18 protein-coding genes and 1 riboswitch are annotated in these 24707 nt (G+C 44.2%); of the genes, 13 read left to right on the forward strand and 5 right to left on the reverse strand.

The window, feature by feature from the left end:
• Nucleotides 1-57: 57 nt before the first annotated feature.
• The gene (locus tag IP485_RS04135) at nucleotides 58-1962 is read right to left on the reverse strand and encodes an ABC transporter ATP-binding protein (protein WP_198326153.1); all 1905 of its coding nucleotides are present in this window, start codon (nucleotides 1960-1962) and stop codon (nucleotides 58-60) included.
• Between the two features lie 306 nt (nucleotides 1963-2268).
• Here IP485_RS04135 and IP485_RS04140 point away from each other — a divergent pair, with 306 nt between their 5' ends.
• Together IP485_RS04140 and IP485_RS04145 are read left to right on the forward strand one after the other, a co-directional pair.
• Nucleotides 2269-3117, forward strand: a complete 849-nt coding sequence (locus tag IP485_RS04140; RefSeq protein ID WP_198326155.1) for a DMT family transporter — start codon at nucleotides 2269-2271, stop codon at nucleotides 3115-3117.
• A gap of 194 nt (nucleotides 3118-3311) precedes the next feature.
• A complete protein-coding gene (locus IP485_RS04145; protein ID WP_198326156.1) occupies nucleotides 3312-4202 on the forward strand; it encodes a fructose bisphosphate aldolase in 891 nt (296 codons plus the stop codon).
• A 100-nt stretch (nucleotides 4203-4302) separates the two neighbouring features.
• Here IP485_RS04145 and IP485_RS04150 read toward each other — a convergent pair whose 3' ends face one another.
• Complete coding sequence (locus IP485_RS04150) at nucleotides 4303-7902, reverse strand: autotransporter domain-containing protein (protein WP_198326159.1); 3600 nt, start codon at nucleotides 7900-7902, stop codon at nucleotides 4303-4305.
• Nucleotides 7903-8095: 193 nt separating this feature from the next.
• A complete protein-coding gene (gene thiC / locus IP485_RS04155) occupies nucleotides 8096-10021 on the reverse strand; it encodes a phosphomethylpyrimidine synthase ThiC (protein ID WP_198326161.1) in 1926 nt (641 codons plus the stop codon).
• A gap of 246 nt (nucleotides 10022-10267) precedes the next feature.
• Nucleotides 10268-10392, reverse strand: a riboswitch (TPP riboswitch).
• Between the two features lie 303 nt (nucleotides 10393-10695).
• On the opposite strand from thiC, the gene pstS reads away from it, so the two are divergent.
• The 5 genes from pstS to phoU all read left to right on the forward strand — a co-directional run bounded on the left by pstS (nucleotide 10696) and on the right by phoU (nucleotide 15919).
• A complete protein-coding gene (gene pstS / locus IP485_RS04160) occupies nucleotides 10696-11850 on the forward strand; it encodes a phosphate ABC transporter substrate-binding protein PstS (protein WP_197174826.1) in 1155 nt (384 codons plus the stop codon).
• A 229-nt stretch (nucleotides 11851-12079) separates the two neighbouring features.
• The gene (gene pstC / locus IP485_RS04165; RefSeq protein ID WP_197174825.1) at nucleotides 12080-13030 is read left to right on the forward strand and encodes a phosphate ABC transporter permease subunit PstC; all 951 of its coding nucleotides are present in this window, start codon (nucleotides 12080-12082) and stop codon (nucleotides 13028-13030) included.
• A gap of 64 nt (nucleotides 13031-13094) precedes the next feature.
• Nucleotides 13095-14000, forward strand: a complete 906-nt coding sequence (gene pstA / locus IP485_RS04170; protein ID WP_197174824.1) for a phosphate ABC transporter permease PstA — start codon at nucleotides 13095-13097, stop codon at nucleotides 13998-14000.
• A gap of 94 nt (nucleotides 14001-14094) precedes the next feature.
• Nucleotides 14095-15015: a phosphate ABC transporter ATP-binding protein PstB gene (pstB, locus tag IP485_RS04175; protein WP_198326458.1), complete on the forward strand. Its 921-nt coding sequence runs from the start codon at nucleotides 14095-14097 to the stop codon at nucleotides 15013-15015.
• Between the two features lie 121 nt (nucleotides 15016-15136).
• Nucleotides 15137-15919, forward strand: coding sequence for a phosphate signaling complex protein PhoU (gene phoU / locus IP485_RS04180; RefSeq protein WP_198326163.1), 783 nt, complete (start codon nucleotides 15137-15139; stop codon nucleotides 15917-15919).
• A gap of 81 nt (nucleotides 15920-16000) precedes the next feature.
• Here the strand turns inward: phoU and IP485_RS04185 are convergent, their stop codons facing one another.
• Nucleotides 16001-16291 (reverse strand): oxidative damage protection protein, encoded by a 291-nt coding sequence (locus tag IP485_RS04185; protein WP_194363410.1) that lies wholly within the window; start codon nucleotides 16289-16291, stop codon nucleotides 16001-16003.
• 201 nt (nucleotides 16292-16492) lie between these two features.
• On the reverse strand, nucleotides 16493-17866 hold the full coding sequence (argH, locus tag IP485_RS04190) for an argininosuccinate lyase (protein WP_198326459.1): 1374 nt from the start codon (nucleotides 17864-17866) through the stop codon (nucleotides 16493-16495).
• A 239-nt stretch (nucleotides 17867-18105) separates the two neighbouring features.
• On the opposite strand from argH, the gene IP485_RS04195 reads away from it, so the two are divergent.
• From IP485_RS04195 to IP485_RS04220, 6 genes are all read left to right on the forward strand, one after another.
• Entirely contained in the window at nucleotides 18106-19131 is a 1026-nt protein-coding gene (locus IP485_RS04195) for a histidine kinase (protein WP_227686411.1), read from the forward strand.
• A gap of 364 nt (nucleotides 19132-19495) precedes the next feature.
• Nucleotides 19496-20233 (forward strand): LytR/AlgR family response regulator transcription factor, encoded by a 738-nt coding sequence (locus IP485_RS04200; protein WP_194363412.1) that lies wholly within the window; start codon nucleotides 19496-19498, stop codon nucleotides 20231-20233.
• Between the two features lie 343 nt (nucleotides 20234-20576).
• On the forward strand, nucleotides 20577-21611 hold the full coding sequence (gene hemC / locus IP485_RS04205) for a hydroxymethylbilane synthase (protein ID WP_198326167.1): 1035 nt from the start codon (nucleotides 20577-20579) through the stop codon (nucleotides 21609-21611).
• A 221-nt stretch (nucleotides 21612-21832) separates the two neighbouring features.
• A complete protein-coding gene (locus tag IP485_RS04210; RefSeq protein WP_198326169.1) occupies nucleotides 21833-22840 on the forward strand; it encodes a uroporphyrinogen-III synthase in 1008 nt (335 codons plus the stop codon).
• A 60-nt stretch (nucleotides 22841-22900) separates the two neighbouring features.
• A complete protein-coding gene (locus tag IP485_RS04215; RefSeq protein WP_198326170.1) occupies nucleotides 22901-23926 on the forward strand; it encodes a hypothetical protein in 1026 nt (341 codons plus the stop codon).
• 50 nt (nucleotides 23927-23976) lie between these two features.
• Entirely contained in the window at nucleotides 23977-24468 is a 492-nt protein-coding gene (locus IP485_RS04220; RefSeq protein ID WP_198326171.1) for an acyl-CoA thioesterase, read from the forward strand.
• The last annotated feature ends 239 nt before the right edge of the window (nucleotides 24469-24707 follow it).

Genomic DNA, 24707 nt, shown 5'->3' on the forward strand with positions numbered 1-24707 from the left:
CACTTCCTTGTGACTTATTGTTGCGATTTGTTTTATCGTGATTTTTCTTGATGAGTATTAGTTGTCTTCACCTAAGAAACCACCACTTTGACGCTGCCACAGTCGGGCATAGACGCCATTTAATGCCAACAGCTCATCATGGCTGCCTTGCTCGATGATGCGACCTTGATGCATGACAACCAGTCTATCGAGCGCGGCAATGGTAGAGAGACGATGCGCAATAGCGATGACGGTTTTGCCGGTCATGATATCGTTTAGGCTCTCGGTAATAGCATATTCGATCTCAGAATCTAGCGCACTGGTCGCTTCATCCAAGAGTAGTATGGGCGCATTTTTTAGCATAACACGTGAAATGGCGATACGCTGACGTTGACCGCCAGATAGTTTGACGCCGCGTTCACCGACTTGGGTATCAAGGCCGACGTTGCCTTTGTCATCATACAAGTCTTTGATGAAATCCCACGCTTGCGCTTGTTTGGCCGCTATCATAATTTCTGCATCCGTCGCATCAGGACGACCATAGGCAATGTTTTCACGCACAGTACGATGTAGCAATGACGTATCTTGAGTCACCATACCGATTTGACTGCGTAACGACTCTTGCGTAACGGCATCGATAGCTTGACCATCAATCAGGATTTTACCGCTATCGACATCGAAGAAGCGCAGTAATAAATTAACGAGCGTTGATTTACCAGCACCTGAGCGTCCGACCAAACCAATCTTTTCACCGGGTTTGATGTCGAGGTGAAAATCGTCTAATAATTTGGTGTATGCGGTTGGCGTATGCTTAGTAGCATCAAGAGGCGCTCCGTCTATACTCTCGTCCTCATCCCCTTCATAGCTAAAATCAACATGGTCAAATACGATGCGACCGTCCGTAACAGCAAGCGCTGGCGCATTAGGTTTGTCCACAATCGTTTGCGGCGCCGACAACGTGCGCATACCATCTTGTACCGTACCGATACTTTCAAACAAACTGGCTGTCTGCCACATGATCCAGCGTGTTAATCCATTTAGGCGTAGTGCCATGGCGGTCGCTGCTGCAATCGCACCAACACCAACGGCGCCCTGCTGCCATAAATAAAGCCCAATACCGGCCGTACTACTGACCAAAATCACACTAATCATATGCGTGGATACTTCCAAATAACTGACCCAGCGCATTTGTGCATGGACAGTGCCTAGGAATTGTCCCATGGCATTTTTGGCATAGCCGAGCTCACGACGCGAATGGCTAAACAGTTTAACGGTCATGATATTGGCATACGCATCGGTGATGCGCCCCGTCATCAACGCGCGCGCATCTGCTTGAACTATGGCCGTCTCCTTGAGTTTAGGGATAAAGTACCAAATAGTGATCGCAACCAAAACCAACCAAATCATAAAAGGAATAAGTAACAGGCTGTCTAAATTAAATAAAATCACCCCTGAGGTGATAAAATACACAGAGACATACATGAACATGTCGGTGACAGTCATCACCGTATCGCGAACGGCTAGAGCCGTCTGCATGACTTTGGCTGAGACTCGACCCGAAAACTCATCTTGATAAAACTGCATGGACTGACCCAGCATCCGCTGATGAAAACGCCAGCGCATCTGCATGGGGAACACGCCTTGCAAGGTCTGAAAATGGATAAAAGACGATAAGGCAATCCATATCGGACTGACTATCATAACCGCGAGCATCAGGAGCAGCATATCGCCTTTTTCTAGCCATAAATTTTGCGGCGTATATACGCCCAGCCAGTCAACGATATTGCCAATCCAAGCAAATAGCATGGCCTCATAAATGCCGATACCAGCGGACAAAATCATGAAAATCAGTAGCCAGCCGCGCAGTCCAGTGGTACATGCCCACAAAAACTTGAGCATACCATCACGAGGTGATGGCAATGGCATAGGGGTATCAGGAAAGGCGGGCAGACGGTTTTCGAAAAAGCGAAATAGAGCATTCATAGGCAGTCATAAAACATCAATAGCAGTACGTCAAGATGAACGAGAGGACTCGTTATCTCAAATCTTTACTTTTGTGATTGGGGTTACCCGCTATTTTAGCAAAATTACCCAGTAGAGCTGCAGGCTAATTGTAATTTGAACGTAGCAGACACTATCTGGCACTTTATCTTTTGAGCACTGAGAAATGTCTGGCTCTATAATGAATATATTGCTACATTTCAAATTTTGTTTCAATTTAGTTGTGATGGCAGATTTGGTATTCACATCAATTGGCATAAAATATCAAAGCATAATAAGGCAAAAAGTATGATGTATTTAACCATTGCGGTGCTATGTAGTGTCGCCGTTTCAGTACTTCTAAAAATATTACGACAGAAAAACATAGACATCCGTCAGACCATCGTTGCCGGTTACCCAATTGCCTTTTTGCTCACTTGGTTTTTGCTAAAGCCTGATCTTAGTAGTATCAATGCGCTTGGAAGTGCTTGGGGTATTGTCATCGCCCTTGGTATCCTACTGCCAGCGGTGTTCATTATTCTTGGACGTGCTATTGAATCAGTGGGTATGGTCGCAACTGATGCCGCGCAGCGTTTGTCTCTCATTATTCCGATTGTGGCCGCTTTTTTATTTTTTGGTGAGATACTGACGGGTACGCGTGTGTTTGGGTTGGTGCTAGGCTTTTTGGCATTGGGCGCATTGATCTATCGGCCACAGCAGCACAGTATTACTGCCCAGGCAAAACAGACTCCATTGTGGCTCTTTGGCGTGTTGGCGGGCTACGGAATCATTGACATATTGTTTAAGCAGGTCGCCAAACATGGTACTGCGTTTCCACTGACGTTGTTCCTCAGTTTTGGTCTGGCCGGTTTGCTGCTCTTTATCTATTTGCTCGTCACGCGAGTGCGCTGGCAAGGCAATGCACTAGCAGCTGGGGTATTACTGGGCGCACTAAACATGGGGAATATTTATGCCTATGTACGCGCTCACCAGGTATTGCACGAATCGCCCAGTATCGTCTTTACAGGTATGAATGTTGGGGTCATCGCCGTGGCAACATTGATAGGGGTTGGGGTGTTTAAAGAGACGCTTAATCGTGTCAACATGCTGGGATTGGGGCTGGCTGTTTGTTGTGTGGCGGTACTATTTTTGGCGTGATAGATTTAGGGTGTCGTTAATGGATATCTAATAAATTAACACATCGAAATATCTAGGCCATGCTCACGTATCCCATATAGGCAGACAAAGCATCCTATGGTAAGGTTATCTAAAAATAGCATGATTTGTATAAGCTAACAAAAGCTCAATCTATAACGTTTAACTTTAATCAATAAAAACAGGATGCACTCTCAATGGAATATGAAAAGCAATTACAGCGCATAAAAAACAGTTCAGGCTTTATCGCGGCGCTCGATCAAAGTGGGGGCAGTACACCTAAGGCGCTAGAAACTTATGGCGTGGGTAGTGATGATTACGATAATGACGAGGCCATGTTTGATATGGTGCATGAAATGCGTGCTCGTATCATAACGTGCAAGGCTTTTGATAATGAACGGGTACTTGGCGCGATTTTGTTTGAAGACACCATGGAGCGTGAAATCAATGGTAAGCCAACCGCCAATTATCTATGGGAAGATAAAAATATCGTGCCATTTCTGAAGGTAGATAAGGGTTTGGCTGAGCAAATGAGTGGCGTGCAAGTGATGAAGCCGATACCAAATCTAGACTTGCTATTAGACAAAGCAAAAAACTATCCGGTATTTGGTACCAAAATGCGTTCTGTTATCTATGAGCCAAACGTCGATGGTATTGAGCTGGTCGTACAGCAGCAGTTCGATGTGGCCAAACAAATCATCTCGAAAGGTCTAATGCCAATCGTTGAGCCAGAAGTGGATATCAACAGTAGCAATAAGCACGAATGCGAAGTCATACTCAAAACCAATATTTTGCGCAATCTTGAACGTTTGAGTGACGGCGTACAAGTCATGCTTAAGCTGACATTGCCAGAGGAAGCGGGATTTTATCAAGAATTGATTGACCATCCTAATGTATTAAAAGTAGTGGCACTATCGGGTGGTTATAGCCGTAGTGACGCATGCGCTAAGCTCAAGCAAAACCCCGGTATGATTGCCAGCTTCTCACGTGCCTTCACCGAAGGTTTGAGTAAACAGCAAAGCGATAGCGAGTTTGCTGACACTATCAACACCTCTATCGAAGAGATTTATCAGGCGTCGAAAGTTTAGGTTAAAAATAACGAAATTTACAATAAATTAGACGCATAAAAAAAGCTTGAACCTAAGATAATTAGATTCAAGCTTTTTTATTCTGCAGCAGTATTAACTATTAAAAAGTCGTTTGTAAGGAAATATTTGCGCCTTGACTGTCATAGTTATCACGCCACTCACCACGATAACCTACAGATAGCTTAGTATTGATAGTTGGTGTGTAGCTCAAACCAATACCTGCAATACCAATTTCGCGGCCAACTTCTTGTCCAATGGTAGTGAATTCATCATTAGGCATACTGATGAAGCTTGCCGTAATATCAGATCGGCGATCACCATTTTCAATAGCTGCTGCCAATTGACCAGTGAGTGCAAGCGTTGGTGTCAATGCTTGTGACAAACGCAGCCCTGCAGTCCAACGCATTGACTCATAGGTATTTTCATCGACATTTAAGTTATATACACCAGCCCCTGTTTCACGATAGCTGTCGCTCTCAGCACGCGCATAGTTCACTTGGGCGAACGGAGTCACATTACGCTGCTGAGTGCCAATACGATGATCAACGCCTAGTCCTGCTTGTAAGGTATCAACAGAGTAATCAGAGCTTGCAATAGCATCTGTCAATATGGTCATACGACGTTCACCTTCAACGTCACTGTTACCTAGACCTGCATGGAAGTTTAGAGCAGTTGCTTCGCTTACAGTATAATTACCGTATCCCAATACTTGCCAGTTTTTGGTAGTTAGCTCCTGATCAAGACTAGTACCGTCGGTATCTGCATCACTCTTGATGTAGGAGAAAGCAACGCCTAGGTTTAAATCACTATTGACAGGTGTGTCTAATCCTACAATGGCACCGTATCCTTCAGAGTCATAGCCAGTAATACCGTTTTCGGTATCATGGCTACTGTCATTACCGAGCAGTTGAGCCCAAAGGTTACGCTGAGGGGTAGTCTGGCTATGTTCGTTGATAGCATCAGTCACTGCATAGTTAGCATCAGTGATGATACGACTGGTTGCACCCATAAATAATGGCTGTAACTGATTGGTAGCTGTCGCAAGCTGAGCCTGATTGAAGTTGATGGTAGAGTTAATCAAGCTATCAGCCAATACATTGTCACCATTTGTCACACGGTCCTGAATGGCTTTGTCTAATACATAGGCGATGCCTACGTCATTACGTTGAGACTGAGTATTTACTGATTCTACAAACGTGGTATCAACAACTGGCGGTTCAGGTGTGACTACTGGTGGCTCAGGCGTGACTACTGGTGGTTCAGGCGTGACTACTGGTGGTTCAGGTGTGACTACTGGTGTCTCAGGCTCAACTGGTGCTGTACCCATTTTTAAATGTACAGCATTAGCGTCACTGTAATCTGCGTAAAAACTGACCAGTGGGCTGTTATCGCTGACTGATACAAACTCACCAGTACGACTGTCTGCGCTAACGATATTTTTCCACTCATTACTACCAGACATGCCTGCGATAGCTTCAGAAGCGTAAACTTTTAAAGCCCCTTTGCTGATATCAGCATTACCATTAACGACTAATTGACCATAACTCTCTAGATTACCTTCATCTTCGATATCAAGGGCAATACCTAGCGTGTCATTTGTCGCCATAGTATAGTCGCCGTTCAACTTCAGAATACCCTCAGTAATTAAAGTTTCGCCTGTCCATTGCTTGCTATTAGCAGACATCGTCAAAGTCCCAGTACCAACTTTAGCGAACCCTCCTTTGACTGCTTCAAAATCCACAGCGCCTACATTACCCATCAGTACAGCATTTGGGTTAATCGTGACATCATTATCAATAACATCAAATATTAGACCGTTTGAACCTATTTTGATGGGCTGCTTGTCGGTAAAGTTGGCAAAAAGATTTGGCTGGTCATTTCCAATAGTTAAATCTGCACGATCAAAATAAACATCAGAAAGTGTCGAGTCGACACCGCGCGAAATATTATCAACCGCTAAAAATCCATCATTAACGACCCTTAGAGTCCCTGACCCTTCATTACCAACTATAAGGTTACCAGCATCGACAAGAGCACTATCAATATTGAGCTCACCGATACCTGTTGTAGTATCACCAATAATAGTATCTTCTGAGATCTCCATTCCAATAGACCAAGCACCATCATCAACATCATAAGTGTTGTTAATGTTTACGATGCCTTTGCCTTCTCTGCCTATTACGAGTCGCTCACTATCGATGCTACTCGTAAAAAATTTTGAACCGCCATCTAAATTAATAGTGCCTTTTCCTGTTGACTCATTACCAACAGTAATTAAATCATTTACAGACAAGATACCACCTTCTTTGACATCAACAGTACCCTTACCAGATGCACCGACCACCATTCCGAGAGTTTCGACTCTTGCATTATCAATGTTTAACTCTCCAATAGCGTTTTGACTATCTTGGTCAAAACCGCCAACTTGAGTGATTCGGTCAACTTTCAGACTACTTTTATCTCTAATATTTACGACTCCTTTACCATTAACGCCTCCAACTAAAAGGTCGCTGGTCTCAATCTGAGATTGTTGCCCTGTCATATTGATAGTGCCTATATTTTCGACACCCACTATAATGGTATCTAGGTTTTTCCACTTTCCACCGTTAGAGAGATTTACTTCGCCTAGAGCGCTACTTTCTTGAGCTAAATCAGCATTATTAGAATTTAGTGTAGCGTTGTTTGTAATATTTATAATTCCTGAGCCTTCTCGCCCTACTATTAGACTTGAAGTAACATTAGCTACAGAATTTGAATCAGTAATAGAAAGGGTACCTTTAGCCTTTGATAGATCGCCTACAGATATTTTGTCGCTAGTAACAGCCCCTGCACCGTTAATGCTTAATGAACCATCCTCAGTTGTTCCTATAAAAAAACTATCTTTAACGTTGATGTTTGATCCTACACCTTTAACAACTACATTGCTTCCCGAAGAACCTATATCATTAGCAACGACTAGAGTGTTACTAGTAAGTTCACCACCATTTTGAACGGAGAGACTACCTATACCATTATCACCGACAAAGGTATTATTTTGAGCAGTTAAATTACTTCCAGTACCATCAATGACCGCGTTGCCTACTGAATCTGCAGCGTCGGCAATGATCAGATTATTTGTCGTAACCTTGCCTGAGGTATCTACATTCAAACGTCCTGTAGTGTTTGGACTGTAGCCTAATATTACTTTATCGGTAGCCTTTAGCTCTCCATTGTTGATAACGTTAACTTCACCATCAACGAGCCCCCCTATCGCTATAGCTGGTGCATTTAATGAGGCGTTATCGACAGTAACTCTACTAAATCTACTCACTCCTACGGTACTACTGACACCTGCTTCTACAGCGGCCTTATTTTTAATAAAAACGTCTGTATCTATAACCAAAATTTGACCATCTGGATTTGCACCGAAGTTAATTTGATGGTTTGGCGCTGTAATAACAGTGCCTGAACCCGTTATCAAAACACTACCATTAATAGCAACATCGTCTTGATACTCTGTCCGCTGTCCATCATTGATTACAACATCAGCCGCTATGGCCGTCCCCGACAATCCAAGCATAGCTACTGCTAATGGAGCAAGTATGAGCTTAGTAGATACTTGTGATTTACCTGATGACTTGCCACGAGACTTGGCAAGCTCAGACACGCATTGATAAACACCTAATGAACGATTAAAGACAACGCGGTAGACATGATTCATACTGGAACCTTAAGAGAATGGGTTTTTTAAGTAACATTTGATTACTAATTGACCAGTATATTACTCTATTCTATGAATTTGTCTATATTTTATACACAAAAGTTTGTTAAAATTTAATTGTTTGCAAAAGTAAAAAAGCTGCCTTAAAAAGGCAGCTTTTATTTTTATCTATTGGGTTAAGTTTAATACCTAGTTATAAGGCTTTGAGCCCCGCCGCATAATCCCGCACGTTTTGAGTGATCTTCATTGAGCAGAATTTAGGGCCACACATTGAGCAAAAATGAGCAACTTTGTGTGCATCTTTTGGCAACGTTTCATCATGGAATTCACGTGCTGTATCTGGATCGAGCGCCAGATTGAACTGATCATCCCAGCGGAATTCAAAACGGGCTTTAGATAAGGCATTGTCACGTGCCTGTGCACCTGGATGACCTTTAGCCAGATCAGCAGCGTGAGCCGCAATCTTATAAGTGATGATGCCGTCTTTAACGTCTTTTTTGTTAGGTAAACCCAAGTGTTCTTTTGGCGTCACATAACAGAGCATGGCAGTGCCAAACCAACCAATCATCGCAGCACCTATAGCACTGGTGATATGATCATAGCCGGGTGCAATGTCAGTCGTCAAAGGCCCTAGCGTATAAAATGGCGCGTCAGCACACAGATCAAGCTGCAAATCCATATTTTCTTTAATACGGTTCATGGCGACATGGCCTGGTCCTTCAACCATGACTTGCACATCGTGCTCCCACGCCACTTTGGTCAGCTCACCCAAGGTTTTGAGTTCGCTAAATTGCGCTTCGTCATTGGCATCTTGTAAACACCCAGGGCGCAGACCATCACCTAAGCTAAAGGCGACATCGTAAGCTTTCATAATCTCGCAGATGTCTTCAAAGTGCGTGTACAAAAAGCTTTCTTGTTGATGCACCATGCACCACTGCGCCATGATAGAGCCGCCGCGTGACACAATACCGGTTAGGCGTCCGGCAGTCATTGGCACATAATCCAATAGTACACCTGCATGAATGGTGAAGTAATCCACCCCTTGCTCGGCTTGTTCAATGAGCGTATCGCGGAATATCTCCCACGTCAGGTCTTCAGCCACGCCATCGACTTTTTCTAGTGCTTGATAAATCGGGACAGTACCAATCGGCACTGGCGAGTTACGAATCAGCCATTCGCGGGTTTCGTGAATATGATTGCCAGTCGACAAATCCATAATGTTGTCCGCACCCCAACGTGTTGCCCACGTCATTTTTGACACTTCTTCATCAATAGAAGAACCAAGCGCTGAGTTACCGATATTGGCGTTGATTTTCACTAAGAAATTACGCCCAATAATCATCGGTTCAGATTCTGGATGGTTGATGTTGTTGGGGATAATGGCGCGACCTGCCGCCACTTCGCTACGCACAAATTCAGGAGTGATTATTTTGGGTGTATTGGCACCGAAACTCTCACCGTCGTGTTGACGCATGTCAGTCAATGCGTGTTGCTTTTGCGTTTCACGAATGGCGATATATTCCATCTCTGGGGTAATAATGCCGCGACGTGCGTAGTACATTTGCGTGACGTTGCCAGTTTTGCCATCGACATCTTTGGCGCGGCGCGGTTTGTCGATATGAGCAAATCTAAGGTTAGCAGTGCTGATGTCACGAGCGCGAGCCAGTCCATAAGCGCTAGACAAGCCACTTAATTGTTCGGTATCACCGCGCTCGTTTATCCAGCCTTCACGCAGCTTTGGCAAGCCTTTGGTCAAATCAATCTCAACGTTAGGATCGGTATAAACGCCAGAGGTGTCATAGACATAAAAGGGTGGGTTCTGTTCCCATTCGTTCTCAGACACGCCTTGCACAGGGGTAGGGTCAAGCGTGATCTCGCGCATGGGTACTTGAATATCAGGGCGTGAGCCTTCGATATAGACTTTACGAGACGCGGGCAAAATACGGTGTAAGTCGCGCGCATCTTCTTCAAAGCGCACGTCTGTCTGATCGCGGTGAGCAGGTGTTTTTAAGGCGTTTGCTTTTTTATCCGCTTTGCTGTCAGTGGTATTGAGTGAGGCACTGGCTGGAGTATGGGTTTGAGCGGCATTAGTTTTTGAGATGGTGTCTGAAATAGTCATATGCTGTCCTAGCGTGTTGGTTTTTGAATAAAATCAACACCGCCAGTATCTGCGGAGGTAGCATCCATCATTTAGACAAGTTTATATTGTGAGTACAAGCCTGCAACCAAAAATATCGTCGCAGGTATTGGTCATCAAATATCAGACGCAGCTTTGTATCGATCGTCGCTATCTAGTCATGCATTACGCATATGAAGACAGTAGTGATGATAAAAAGGTATTTCTACGCGTCCCTTGTCATAAATAACAAAGTGCTTAAGACTTCCCTGCGTCGGTACTAACCGCATCAGGTTCGGCGGGTGATCTCTCAGCGAATGTATTAGAACCAACTATTAGTCAGTCAATAACACACCGCACCCCGAGTCTGTCAGTGTTGTAAATCTTCTTCATACTAACAAAATTCTGCACCAACGGCCAATAGTATTTAGCTAAGTATATGGCAACTTAAGATGGCATCTGATGGTTTGCATGAGTACGGTTATGTTAGGGTGTTTGCTATAAGATATTGATATTATATGTATTTATTAAAAATATAGCAGTGCTACCTAAATATTATGTAAAGCGAATGAAAGATTGTGACAACTGTCATGAAACTGTCATAAAGATTTGGCAAGATAGCATGCATATCACAAACGATGCTTTTTCATACCGTTGTTAAACTTTAGGAGCTCTACATGCGTTATTCGTTATTGGCAGTGGCTGTTAGTTGTACATTGATGCTCACGGCGTGTAATAAATCAACAGAGACAGCAGAAACCACTGCTGACACGAGCAGTAGCGCTGTCACGACAACTGAAACGACACCTTCTACTACTTCAGGTTTTAAATCTGCTGAAAATATCGCCATGAATATCACGGGTGCAGGTGCATCATTTCCGCAACCTATTTATGCCAAATGGTCTTATGACTACAATGCTGCTACCGGCGGCCAAGTCAACTATCAGTCGATTGGTTCATCTGGTGGTATCAAGCAAATTCAATCAAAAACAGTTGATTTCGGTGCCTCTGACGCGCCATTGACACCTGAAGAGCTTGAAGAATCTGGTCTTATCCAGTTCCCGACAGTTATCGGTGGTGTTGTACCAATCGTCAATATCGACGGTATTGAGCCTGGTGCATTGAAGTTAGATGGTGAAACGCTAGCCAATATTTATTTAGGTAAAATTAGCAAGTGGAACGATCCTGCTATCACTGCTATGAATCCAGATTTAACGCTACCTGATGCTGCTATTACCACGGTATTCCGCTCAGATGGTTCAGGCACGACTTTTAACTTTACTGATTATCTAGCCAAAGTCTCACCAGATTGGAAAGACACAGTTGGTGTTGATAAAACGGTTAAATGGCCAACGTCTGCGACTGGTGCAGGTGGTAAAGGTAACGAAGGGGTTTCAAGCTACGTAAACCGTATGAAAAACTCTATCGGCTACGTTGAGTATGCCTACGCTAAGCAAAACAAAATGTCACATACGGCACTAAAAAATGCCGCTGGTAACATCGTTCAGCCATCTGCTGAAACCTTTGCTGCTGCAGGTGACATTGATTGGTCACAACAAGAAGGTTTTTATAAAGTCATCACTAACTCTGAGACTGCGCAAGCATGGCCTATCGCTGCTGCGACCTTTATCTTGGTACATAAGCAACCAGAGAATCCGCAGCAAGTAGCTGGTGTACTGAACTTCTTTGATTGGGCCTACACTCAAGGTGATGACAGCGCCATGTCACTAGACTATGTGCCATTCTCTGATACAGCAGTGGCCTTATTCAAAGCGAAATGGAACGATGTTAAAGGTAGCGATGGTCAGCCTGTTTATAAGCCTGCACAGTAATATTCCTACGCTAGTCATTGTTTCATAACTTTATAAATCTCCTCTTAAATCACTATTCTCCGGTAGTGGTTTGAGAGGTTTTATCACAGCAAATTTGACCATAATGTTGATAGTAATGATGGGTATATTTGAGAACCGCCATCAATGATTATATGGGTTGAGTTTACTGTTATAAGACAAGATGTACACACTGGTTTTTTGAATTCACCCATTCAATGCTGAGACACTTATGACAGACTTAAGGTCCCAACTGGCTAAACAAAAACGTTACGATGCTTTATTTGTCAACTCTACTAAAGCGTTTGCCATACTGGTGCTCCTATCTTTAGGGGGCATTTTGGTGTCTCTCATTATTGGTGCTTGGCCAAGTATCCAAACGTTTGGCCTTGGATTTTATACCAGTAACAATTGGGACACGGTCGCCAATGAGTACGGTGCACTTGCACCTATTTATGGCACCTTAGTGACGTCATTTATCGCCATTGCGATCGCCGTTCCTGTCAGTTTTGGGATTGCCATATTTTTGACCGAAATGTGTCCTAAGTTCCTCAAAAAACCACTCGGTATTGCCATTGAGCTATTGGCTGGTATCCCTTCTATCATTTATGGTATGTGGGGACTGTTTGTATTTGCGCCATTCTTTGGCGATCACATTCAGCCATGGTTCATCGAGCACATTGGCCCATTGCCTATCGTTGGTAAGTTGTTTGAGGGCGCGCCTATGGGTTTGGGCATGTTTACCGCCTCTTTGGTACTGGCCATTATGATTATCCCGTTTATCGCTGCCACCATGCGTGACGTTTTCTCTGTTGTGCCAGATCTACTCAAAGAGTCAGCTTACGGTATGGGCGCGACGACGTGGGAAGTGATGTTCAAGATTATCTTGCCGTATACCAAAGCCGGTGTCGTTGGCGGCGTTATCTTGGGGCTTGGCCGTGCATTGGGTGAGACCATGGCAGTGACCTTCTTGATTGGTAATGCCTTTAACATCAGCCCAAGCCTGTTTACCTCAGGCGTGACCATTACCTCAGCCTTGGCCAACGAGTTTGCTGAAGCATCGAGCGAGCTACATCTGGCGTCTTTATTACATTTAGGCTTAATCTTGTTTGTCATCACCTTCATTGTGTTGTCTTTAGCCAAATTAATGCTCATGCGCATGGATCACAAAGCAGGCAACTGATTAGCTCCAAACGGAGTCATTAGACCTTGATAGATATTGATAAAAGATATGGGAACTAAATATTATGCCTGCTAACAATGTGATCAATGCCCCAATGCCTAATAAGCCAAGCAGCGCTGGGCGTTATAACCAAAGCCTGTACAACAAGCGCCGCTGGACCAATAAGTTGGGTTTAGGCTTTGCGATGTCAGCGATGATCTTTGGGTTGTTTTGGTTGTCATGGATTTTGGTGACTTTATTTGTTGAAGGCTTTCAAGGCATAGTGCAGCTGCCGATATTTACGGCTGATACACCGCCACCGATGAGCCCAGGCGGTCTACGCAATGCGATTGTTGGTTCAGTCATGCTAGCGTTTTCAGGATTGTTCATCGGTGCGCCCATTGGTCTCATGACCGGTATTTATTTATCTGAGTTTTCTAAAGGCAGTATGCTTGGCAAGGTCACCCGTTTTTTAAACGATATCTTGTTATCGGCACCCTCAATTGTCATTGGTCTATTCATATATGCTTTAATGGTAAAAGGTCAGAGCTTCTCTGGTTGGGCAGGCGCGTTGGCATTGGCATTGATTGTCATCCCTGTCGTCGTACGTACGACTGAAAACATGCTAAATTTAGTCCCTAATAGCTTGCGTGAAGCTGCTTATGCACTGGGCACACCTAAGTGGAAATTGGTAACGCAAGTGACGATCAAGGCTGCCAAAGCGGGTCTGACGACAGGGGTGTTATTGGCTTTTGCCCGAATCACTGGTGAGACTGCACCGTTGCTATTTACGGCGCTTAACAACCAGTACTTCAGTACCGATATGGGTCAGCCGATTGCCAACTTGCCCAATACCATCTATCAGTTTGCGATGAGTCCTTATGATAATTGGCATACATTGGCGTGGGCCGCGGCGCTTCTGATTACAGCATCTGTCTTGGTATTGAATGTTTTGGCAAGATTCATAGGCAATCGAGGTCAGGTCAAATAAAGCCTGATGTCAGATGACACAGCACGAAGAGACCAAGATACCAAGCATTTACTCACACTTATACGAAATCAATTAAGCTAGGTTGGATAATATGATGAATGACGTCGCAAGCAAAACACGCACCAAAAGCACGGTTGATACATTCAATACGACAACTGGCAATTTATTGAATCGATCCATGTCTACGAGCACACAAATGCAGCAACCCGATACTGCCAGCCTGACCAAACAAACGCTGCATGATTTGCCTAAAAACATGCCTACCGCAAAAATGGAGGTTCGAGATCTAAACTTCTATTACGGTGATTTCCAAGCATTAAAAAACATCAATATCGATATCCCTGATAAAAAAGTCACAGCCTTTATTGGTCCATCAGGTTGCGGTAAGTCTACGCTGTTACGTACCTTCAACCGTATGTATGATTTATATCCAGGTATGCGAGCAGAAGGCATCATTAACCTTGATGGTAATAATATCTTGGGTAGAGACATCGATGTAAACTTGCTACGTGCCCAAGTCGGCATGGTTTTTCAGAAGCCAACACCGTTCCCTATGTCTATCTATGACAATGTCGCTTTTGGGGTACGACTGTATGAAAAACTCAGCAAAGCTGAGCTGGACAATCGCGTAGAGTGGGCACTAAAAAAATCCGCATTGTGGCCAGAAGTAAAAGACAAGCTCAAAGCATCGGGACTGTCGCTATCAGGTGGTCAGCAGCAGCGTCTGTGTATCGCTCGAAGTGTCGCGACCAAGCCTGAAGTTTTATTGCTTGATGAGCCGACATCAGCGCTCGATCCCATATCGACTGGCGCGATTGAAGATTTGATTGAAGACCTAAAAAACGACTACACCATTGCTATTGTCACTCATAACATGCAGCAAGCCGCGCGCGTGTCTGATTATACGGTTTATATGTATTTGGGCGATATGATTGAAATGGGTGAGACCGATCAAGTATTTACCAAGCCTGTGCAAAAGGCGACAGAAGACTATATTACAGGTCGCTATGGCTAATAGTGTGAGCCAATAAATACGACATGGTTCATCCGTCTAAACAGACTTCATTCACAAGCCAGCTCGTACGATTCAGCAAATAACTGCGCTACCAAAATATGGATTTTAGGGAATACCTCTTATGCAAAGTGACAAGCATATCTCCAAAAGTTTTGACCAAGATCTTGATGAAGCCATCCGTTTATTTTTGTACATGGGCGACAGTGCTGCCAACCAAGTAGCCAAAGCCATTCGTGCGCTCATCGACAAAGACGAGACATTGGCACAAGAAGTCATTGATATGGATTTTGATATCAATCGGATGGAGGTTGAGCTTGATGAACATATTTTATTATTGGTTGCAAAGCGTCAGCCAGCCGCCAGTGATTTGCGCTTGGTCATGTCGATCAGTAAAGGGGTGGTAGATTTAGAGCGTGTCGGTGACGAGGCGGTAAAAATCGCGAAAATGGCAAGCAAGCTCGCGGCACAAGGTAAATCGGCATACGGCTATGCCGAGGTGCAACACTTGAGTAATCAGGTAAGATTGATGCTCAACAATGCATTAGAAGCCTTTAGCCAATCGAATGCTGAGCAAGCATTTGAAGTCATGCGTAACGACAGTGTGGTCAATAACGAATATCAATCTGCTATTCGTGCTTTAATGACCTATATTATGGAAGACTCAAGACAAGTCTCAAAAGTCATCAATATCATGTGGATACTTCGCTCGCTTGAGCGTATCGGTGACCATGCTCAAAACGTAGCAGAGCTGGTGATTAACTATATTAGTGGCCAAGATGTACGCCATTCGGATTATGCAATGGTCGAAAAAGCCGTGCAAGAAGCCAATGATCGCTTGGCTGCCCGACAAGTCAGTAACATCTCAGTTGCAGACTTTGACTCAATAAACAATGAAGACAATTAATAACAGCTAATATCTTATGATCAACAAAGAACGCGCTGAATATAGCGCGTTTTTTATTGGTGATGACAAAGTCAGGCTAGATTAGCTTTCTGGCGTCCAACCTTGTGCACGCTCATAGTCTTCATTATCTAAAAACTTATCACGTTGCTCTGTCAGAAACTTCTTAGCTGCTGGATCTAGCATGCTCAAGTGGTTTTCATTGATAAGCATCGTTTGATGCTCTAGCCACTCTTTCCACGCTTTTTCAGAGACGGTTTCTTGGAGCTCTTGACCTTTTTTATTAGGAAAAGGTGGATGCGGCATCTTTGGCAGGTCTTGTTTGTACTTACGGCAAAATACAGTGTTGGCTTGAGGATTAAAAGTCTCAGTCATCAGGCATTCCTTATTCGTGATAGTAAGTGGTGAGACCAAATGGTCATATGATTCTATGATAACGGTCTTGGGCCATTTAGCAAAGGGTATCTGGTGTATTGTTTGCAAGTGCTAGTATAGGGTCATCAACAAAAAACACCCGCTACTAATGCGGGTGTTTGTAGTTTTGGATTAATACACTACTTAATCACAGAGTAGCTGTTAAGCAAATACTTCTAAGCGGCTACGGCCACGGCTAACGGCTTGCTTAACTTGGTTTGGCGCAGTGCCACCTAAATGGTCACGAGCTGCCAATGAGCCCTCTAGCGTGAGATACTCAAAGACATCCTCACCGATAGCATCGCTAAACTGCTGTAGCTGTGCCAATGACAAATCGCTCAAATCAACGCCTTCTTTAATACCCAAAGCAACGGCATTACCCACTACTTCATGAGCATCACGGAACGCCACGCCTTGGCGTACCAGATAATCTGCAAGGTCAGTCGCTGTTGCATAGCCTTTCATGGTAGCAGCGCGCATACTTTCTTTATTTGGCGTGATGTTTGGTAGCATGTCACCAAATGCCAATAAACAGCCAGTAAGGGTATCGACGCAATCAAAGAGTGGCTCTTTGTCTTCCTGATTGTCTTTGTTGTAGGCGAGGGGCTGGCTTTTCATCAGGCTAAGCAGAGTCATCAGTTGACCAAAGACACGTGCTGCTTTACCGCGGACCAGTTCTGGCACGTCAGGGTTTTTCTTTTGCGGCATGATAGATGAGCCAGTACAGAAGCGATCTGGAATCTGCACAAAGTTAAACTGCGCTGACATCCACAGGATAATCTCTTCACTCATGCGTGACATATGCATCATAAGAATAGACGCGGCAGAGGTGAACTCAATCGCAAAATCACGATCAGAAACGGCATCGAGTGAGTTTTGGCAAATACCTTCAAAGCCAAGCAGTTCAGCGGTAATAGTACGGTCGATTGGGAACGTCGTGCCAGCGAGTGCTGCGCTACCAAGTGGCATCTGATTGATGCGGCGACGCGCGTCGACCAAACGTTCGGTATCACGATACAACATCTCAAACCATGCCATCACATGATGACCAAAACTGACCGGCTGCGCGGTCTGTAAGTGGGTAAATCCTGGCATGATGGTATCAGTATGTTGCTCAGCCAAATCTAGCAAGCCGCTTTGTAGACGCACCAATAGCGCAATGATATTGTCGGTCTCTTCACGTAACCAAAGACGAATATCAGTGGCCACTTGGTCGTTACGACTACGACCAGTATGGAGCTTTTTGCCAACCGCACCGATGATGTCAGTGAGGCGTGATTCGACGTTCATGTGGACGTCTTCGAGCGCGATTGACCAGTTGAATTCTCCAGCCTCAATCTCGCGCAGCACTTGATGAAGACCATCAATAATAGTGGCCACTTCGTCAGCGGTCAAAATATCGCATTCTTTTAGCATCGTTGCATGAGCAATCGAGCCTTGGATATCGTGACGAGCAAAGCGTTGGTCAAAGCCCACAGAGGCTGTGAAAGCCGCAACAAAGCTGTCGGTGGCTTCACTAAAGCGGCCACCCCACATTTGCTGACCTTGACCACTTGCAGCGCTGTTTTGTGTTGGGACGTTTGTTGTAGAACCATCTGTGCTAAAATCAGAGACAGATGAACTTTTACTTGATTCAGGATTACTAGGTTTTGAAGAATTGGCGTTCATATCGGTACAAGACAAGTCAGCAGAATAAGAACTCGAGTATAGCAAATGATGAGGTGGCCTTACTAGCCACGCGCTTAGAGTTTTTTATTCCCAAACTCATGGAGGTTATGAGACCTTGGCAGTGGCTGACGTATATCTTTTTCTGGTCTATATGCTTAACAGTGATTGAGCGTCACGGTCTGGCCACGTGGTCTGCATTTATTATGCAATTCACGCGTAGCTGGGTACAAAACACCCTAATCATTATGCCATCGTTATACTTGGTTGATTATTTGCGGCCTATCTTTAAGCAAGGCAGTATTCCTAGTGTCAGCATACGTATCGTTTTACTACTCATGACAGCCTCTATTATTGCTAATACCTTAGTAGAGTTGATCATGATCAATGTAGGCTGGATAGAATACAACTTTCAACTGTTTGCGCTAAACTTATTATTTAATACGGTACTCACAGGTGGTTTCACGCTGGTATTTTTGTTGTATTTTTTGCGCAGTCACCGTGAGCTCAATGCGCTAAAATTGTCATTTGAATATAAGCTAACCGCTCAGAACGACTTGATCAAAACTCGTACTGCCCCGCATTTCTTTTTCAATACTATTAATACCCTGATCTCTTTGATCGAATCTAATCCGGCAAGAGCGGCGGCCTTATTGCAACACGTCTCTGCGCTTTTTCGTGCCAGTTTTAGTGGCGCGCGTGAAATCAGCTTTGAAGAAGAGATCAATTTGTGTGAGCACTATTTGGCCATCGAGTCTAGCCGGCTAGCCGATAAGCTCAAAGTCAGTTGGCAGCTACCTGATGAGGACGTGATGTATGATATGGTCATCACAGCACTGACGCTACAAAGCGTACTAGAAAAAATACTGCTCAACGTGGTGGAGATGACCACTGAAACGATTTATATCGACATTCAAGTCACTTGGCATCAGCACCGAGTCACAATCACAATCAATGTCGCCCTTCCCAAAAAAACACTCATCATCAATCACGATTTACGTCAGCACATGAATTTTTATATTCAAGCGGATCGTCTGCGTGCCTATTTTGGCCAAAGTGCCGATATTCATAGCACAGTGGCCAGCACTCAAATCGTGACGGTTATTGATTATCCCCTCCAAGACGTCGGTCTATAACGCTATATTTTTAAATGATTCCCTTAAGCGTTCTGGCTGTAAATATTTATATGGCACGCTTATTGCAGAATCTTAAATATATTAAAGTCTTAAACGTTCGAAAATAGCACTGCTTATTATTTGTTAAATATCGATTAACAGTAAGTAGCGTCAACATACGATACAACACAATTGCACCGTGGTAAACGTACAAGTATCGCGCGTATATTGACCGCTACAAAACTGACGTATCTCGTCAAAATACTATTAAAAAATTGATAGAAAATAATTGAGATTTTTTATACTAAGTGATTGATAATGACTATGAATACTATGGTCATACTATTTAGCAAAAAATTAAGTACGTCCTTGGATAGGAGTTTACATGCGTATCGTAGTTTGTGATGATGAGCCATTAGCGCGAGAGCGTTTGGTCAGAATCGTACAAGAGTCAGGACATGACGTTGTTGCTCAAGCGACCACAGGGTCAGAGGCCATCGTCGCCGTCAAGACTCAGCAACCAGATATCATATTATTAGATATTCGCATGCCTGAGATGGACGGTGTACGCTGTGCTCAAGAGCTTGCAAAGCTTGACCATCCACCAGCAATCATATTTGTCACAGCTTATGATCATTATGCAATAGCTGCATTAAAAGCCAATGCTATTGGCTATTTATTAAAACCTGCAAATAAAGATGAGCTATTAGAGGCACTGAATAAAGCCAAAAACTTGAATGCCGCACAGTTAAATGAGATCCGTAAACTCGAAGATCCCACTGCTAGGCCAATACGTGAACATATTGCTGCTCGCACCCATCGCGGTGTAGAATTGATTAAGCTAAAAGACATCTACTATTTTGCAGCAGACCAAAAGTACGTCAAAGTGCGTCATAAAGATGGTATTGTATTAATTGATGAGACGCTAAAAGAGCTTGAGCTAGAGTTCGATGATCGCCTGTTTCGAGTGCATCGCAATGCCATTATCAATTTGAGTTTTTTGGATTTTTTAGAGACGCTAGATGCAGGACAGTACCAGATACGTTTTAAAGGCATTGATGAGACATTAGCCGTTAGCCGTCGTCACTTGCCTGCATTGCGTGATAAAATTCAAAGCATGTAACTTAAACATTCGCAAAATAAGAACAGCCAGGAAACCAATAGCCATACCGTACTCATACGATGCATCGTAGACTAGATGAGTGTGATACGGCCGACCCTATTGTTGTGAGTTTATACTGCTGTGGTAAGAGCGACATAATCATCCCATATCATCGAACCCTTATTTATGCTTAAATAGGGGGATTTTTTTGCGTCAGTATTGACTATCACTGATCCATATCGCGTGCTATTTATGACAAACATACCTATTGCTTGATACTGACTGACAGTATCACTTGGTAATGACATGATTGCCGCGGATATGATTAGCACTGACGATCGTATTGAACTTATTGAGGCCTTTTATGAGCAATCCAAAATCATCTGCTTTGACTACTCTAAACATCGCGACACGTCAGAGTCCTTTGGCGCTATGGCAAGCTGAGCATATTCGCGATCGTTTATTGGCGTTATATCCTGATTTGACCATTAACCTGCTAAAAATTGTCACTAAGGGTGACAAGATTTTGGATACACCTTTAGCCAAAATCGGTGGTAAAGGATTGTTCGTGAAAGAGCTCGAGCAAGCCTTATATGAGAACCAAGCAGATATTGCAGTCCATTCGTTGAAAGACGTACCGATGCAGCTGCCTGAAGGTTTGATGCTAGGCGTCTACTGCAAACGCGCTTCCCCAACAGATGCTTTTGTCTCAAACACTTATAATAGTATCGATGAGCTGCCACAGGGAGCCGTTGTTGGCACCTCAAGTTTGCGTCGTCAATGTCAGATCAAAGCCTATCGACCTGACCTACAAATCAAGACCCTACGCGGCAATGTGGGTACACGGTTGGGTAAACTAGATGCTGGTGAATATGACGCCATTATTTTAGCGACCAGTGGGCTGCAACGTATTGAGCTTGATGAACGAATTCGCGGTGAGCTCGATATCGATGCCTGCTTGCCTGCCGTTGGACAGGGTGCACTAGCAATCGAATGCCGTGAAGGTGATGACGAGGTATTAAGATTACTTGCCCCGCTGAATGATGCCAAGGCCCGTATCCGCCTCATCGCTGAACGTGCCCTGAACCGTCATTTAGAGGGTGGCTGTCAAGTACCGATTGCCGCTTATGCCGTTTTACAAATAGCAGAAGAGACGAGCGCTAATAACGATGATAATGGTGAAAGTGGCAATAATGACCAAGGCAATGTGTTGTGGCTGCGTGGCCGAGTCGGGCAAGCGGATGGTAGTCAACTGCTAAAATCAGATAAAAGAGTCACCTTGGTTGGTACTCAAGATGAGCAGGAAATACAGGCCAATCAGCTGGGTATTGATGTTGCAGAAATGCTACTTGCTGAGGGTGCGGGCGCTATTTTATCAGCGATTTATCATCCTGAATAATGCATTGGTTATATAGTCGATTCAATTTAAAAGTAGTACAAGGCAACCGAATGTAGATGTATATTAAATACTTCAAGCGAGGTTAACGAAGTAATACTTATATAGTGGAGTGACTATAGGATACTCAATTGATAGATTAGCCATAGACTAGGTTAGTCTGCGATTGAGCCTATTTAGTGTTATTAATCGTCAGTTATTCATCATTGCACTGTGGTACTTTTATGTCATCAATGTCAACTCATACGACCTCGATTCATAGTGACGCATCCACTGACACGCCTTCATCAGTGCCAAAAATTGTCATCAATACAAGACCGTTGGCGCGTGCAGCAGCACTGACTGAGTATCTACAAGCGGCGGGGATGACAGTGGTTGAGATACCGATGCTGGCGCTACAGTCCCGTCCTACGACTGATAGTGACATGGCAATGATGCGACAATGGCTGGCAGGTGAGTACAAAGCATTGGTCATTATCAGTCCGACGGCTGCCGCTGCAGGATTGGCGGTTTGGCAGTCCCTTAAAAATCACGTTCAGGCTAATAATGATAAGCGAGTAGAGACAAACTATCAGATTTTGCCGCCGCCAAGCCCTCTCATTGCGGTTGGGTCAGCAACTGCTGCTGTACTCAGCCAGTCAGACATATCAGATATAGACACGGCAAGCTACCAGATATTACAGCCTACAGTAGCCAATAATGAAAGTATGCTGGCCATGCCCGAAATTGAGGATTTGCAAGCAGGGGATAAGCTGCTGATATGGCGCGGGTTGGGTGGGCGACGACTATTGGTCGATACCTTAGAGGCGCGAGGTGTTCATATCGATAGTATTGCATGGTATGAGCGCAGCATGCCTAGCGATGCGGAAATTCACTATCAGCAGTGGCAACAGCAATTTTTGGCAGGTGATGCAGTATCAAGTGTCGCAGCCCCACAGCGACCAAAGCCAATTGTGATTGTGAGCAGTGGAGTAGCCTTTGAGCACTGGACAACTACTGTCAAAGAAGCACAAACACAGGCTATCAAACCTGCACCAGCTACGTCTCTAGCAATGGACAGTCATACAGTAACTCATACGCAGCATAGTACCCAGCTCACATTATCAGATTTCTCTTATGTGGTACTGGGTGAGCGTTTGGCCAATATAGTCGCCGCTCAGCACTTACATCACTGGCGCGTAGAAGATTTGGCACCAGATACGATTCTTTGTGCCATTACTTCTCAAACATAATATCTCAAATTTATTATTTGCTCTAAACACGTTTATACCTATCCATAACGGTACTGCCCTATGTCAATGAATTCTGAATCTTTACCTAAAGATCCTTCTACGGTTCAACAGCGCCGTCAAGCAAATATTCTGTTATTGCGCATGCAGTGGTTCGTTATTCTATTGCTTATCGCTGCATTATTATGGCTGTATATCAGTCAGCAGCGCTTTCAACATAGTATAAATGAGCGCTTGCAAAGCAACGAACAAGTGGTCAGTCGTTTAAATGAGATGGACGATCGTTTGTTTGCTGTGAGCCAGCAGACCTTGCCAACACCTAGCGTCAAAGCTAGTAGCCAAGCACAGAATCAGCTCGATCTATTGCGCCTTCAGATAAAAGCAGCTGATAGATTGTTGGCAGACAGCGATGATGGTGCAGCCATAGAGCTGTTACGAGGTTTGCATTGGCAGCTTACACAAAAGAGCAATGAGATTGCGCCAGCGTTGACCATTGTGATTAAGCAAAGCCTTATGAAAGATATTGAACGCTTGCAGGCACAAAGCTCGCAACCGAGCCCTTGGCAGATACAAAATCTTGCGATTCAAAACATCCAAGATTTTTTACACAGTCACGAGCGCCTTGGCAGCTATGAGAGTGCCGATATCCAGCGACGTGAGCTAGTAGATACAGTGACTAAGGACAAGACCAATCGTGTCACAAACAAGACGTCTATTAGCAATGACTCGACACTGACACGCAGACAGCTGACGATTCATGAAGTCATCATGACATTAAATTTAGCCAGTCAATCGAGCAATATGCGTAAGCAAGATCAGCTGATTGGGTATTTGACCCAAGCCCGCAAACAGCTCAAAACCTTGGTACCCAAAGTACCCACCAGTGACCATGGAAAATCTGTACAAGACAGTGCAATCGGCATCGTACAGTCCAATAAAAAACCAGTCAGTGAACAGAATAACGTAGAGACGATGACATCACCTAGCGATGTGTCAGAAGTGATCGCTTGGCTTGATCAGCTGATCGCTAATGCACCCAAACCCACGCCGTTACTGACCACGCAAATTTTGGAAAAACCCCAAATTTAGGCGAATTCTCAAAAATTGAGACACAGACAATACAAGCAATAAGGTAAGTTATGAGCAGTTTTGATAAGCAATCAGGTTTGGTGTCTGCACCAGAGTATTATCCTCGTCCTGAAGCACTGGCACACTATGCAGTGATTCATCATCAGCCTATTCACTGGGGTGAAATGGATGCCTTTAATCACTTGAATAACGTGGTTTATTATCGTTACTCAGAGTCAGCACGCATTGGTTATTTACATGCGCTAGACATGTTTGATGGCAGTATGGTGACCGTATTGGCGCAGTCGAGTTGCCAGTATTTACGCCCAGTAACGTATCCTGATACCCTACTATTAGGGGTTCGCTGCCAGCGTTTGGGTAATACCAGTATGGTAATGGAGTATAGTTACTACAGTACCGCGCAGAATATAGTTGTCGCCACAGCATCAGCAGTTGTGGTGCGTCTTGATAGTGATGGGGTAAATAAATTGCCGTGGACGACTGAGGAGCGCGAAAAACTATTGGCATTAGAGGCAGAGTTTGGTCACGTACCTGAGCTTTAGCGTAAGGTCTATCTATACCAATCACTGTCTAGAGCCGATACTAAATGAAACGGATACAGTATCTAATAACGCGAAACTGGTATAAATTTTTCTGGCTTGCTGTGCCTATGCCGACAGAGGCTGTAAAAAATTCATCCCAGTCCCGCTGTATCTTTTTCATATTGGACTGACTATATAGTCAGTGAACTGCTAAACTGCTGATAACCTCAGCAGTTAAAATAAAAAGGCACGCTAACATT

The sequence above is a fragment of the Psychrobacter sp. NG27 genome, from assembly GCF_016106655.1.
GTDB lineage: Bacteria > Pseudomonadota > Gammaproteobacteria > Pseudomonadales > Moraxellaceae > Psychrobacter.

What these genes read in the sequence shown, in the direction of transcription:
- thiC (WP_198326161.1), bottom strand. Translation starts at nt 10,021, where the DNA reads ATGACTATTTCAGACACCATCTCAAAAACTAATGCCGCTCAAACCCAT.
- IP485_RS04220 (WP_198326171.1), top strand. Translation starts at nt 23,977, where the DNA reads ATGAGCAGTTTTGATAAGCAATCAGGTTTGGTGTCTGCACCAGAGTAT.
- IP485_RS04215 (WP_198326170.1), top strand. Translation starts at nt 22,901, where the DNA reads ATGTCAATGAATTCTGAATCTTTACCTAAAGATCCTTCTACGGTTCAA.
- IP485_RS04135 (WP_198326153.1), bottom strand. Translation starts at nt 1,962, where the DNA reads ATGAATGCTCTATTTCGCTTTTTCGAAAACCGTCTGCCCGCCTTTCCT.
- pstC (WP_197174825.1), top strand. Translation starts at nt 12,080, where the DNA reads ATGACAGACTTAAGGTCCCAACTGGCTAAACAAAAACGTTACGATGCT.
- argH (WP_198326459.1), bottom strand. Translation starts at nt 17,866, where the DNA reads ATGTGGGGTGGCCGCTTTAGTGAAGCCACCGACAGCTTTGTTGCGGCT.
- IP485_RS04210 (WP_198326169.1), top strand. Translation starts at nt 21,833, where the DNA reads ATGTCATCAATGTCAACTCATACGACCTCGATTCATAGTGACGCATCC.
- pstB (WP_198326458.1), top strand. Translation starts at nt 14,095, where the DNA reads ATGAATGACGTCGCAAGCAAAACACGCACCAAAAGCACGGTTGATACA.
- pstS (WP_197174826.1), top strand. Translation starts at nt 10,696, where the DNA reads ATGCGTTATTCGTTATTGGCAGTGGCTGTTAGTTGTACATTGATGCTC.
- IP485_RS04150 (WP_198326159.1), bottom strand. Translation starts at nt 7,902, where the DNA reads ATGAATCATGTCTACCGCGTTGTCTTTAATCGTTCATTAGGTGTTTAT.
- phoU (WP_198326163.1), top strand. Translation starts at nt 15,137, where the DNA reads ATGCAAAGTGACAAGCATATCTCCAAAAGTTTTGACCAAGATCTTGAT.
- IP485_RS04145 (WP_198326156.1), top strand. Translation starts at nt 3,312, where the DNA reads ATGGAATATGAAAAGCAATTACAGCGCATAAAAAACAGTTCAGGCTTT.
- pstA (WP_197174824.1), top strand. Translation starts at nt 13,095, where the DNA reads ATGCCTGCTAACAATGTGATCAATGCCCCAATGCCTAATAAGCCAAGC.
- IP485_RS04200 (WP_194363412.1), top strand. Translation starts at nt 19,496, where the DNA reads ATGCGTATCGTAGTTTGTGATGATGAGCCATTAGCGCGAGAGCGTTTG.
- IP485_RS04140 (WP_198326155.1), top strand. Translation starts at nt 2,269, where the DNA reads ATGATGTATTTAACCATTGCGGTGCTATGTAGTGTCGCCGTTTCAGTA.
- IP485_RS04195 (WP_227686411.1), top strand. Translation starts at nt 18,106, where the DNA reads ATGAGACCTTGGCAGTGGCTGACGTATATCTTTTTCTGGTCTATATGC.
- hemC (WP_198326167.1), top strand. Translation starts at nt 20,577, where the DNA reads ATGAGCAATCCAAAATCATCTGCTTTGACTACTCTAAACATCGCGACA.
- IP485_RS04185 (WP_194363410.1), bottom strand. Translation starts at nt 16,291, where the DNA reads ATGACTGAGACTTTTAATCCTCAAGCCAACACTGTATTTTGCCGTAAG.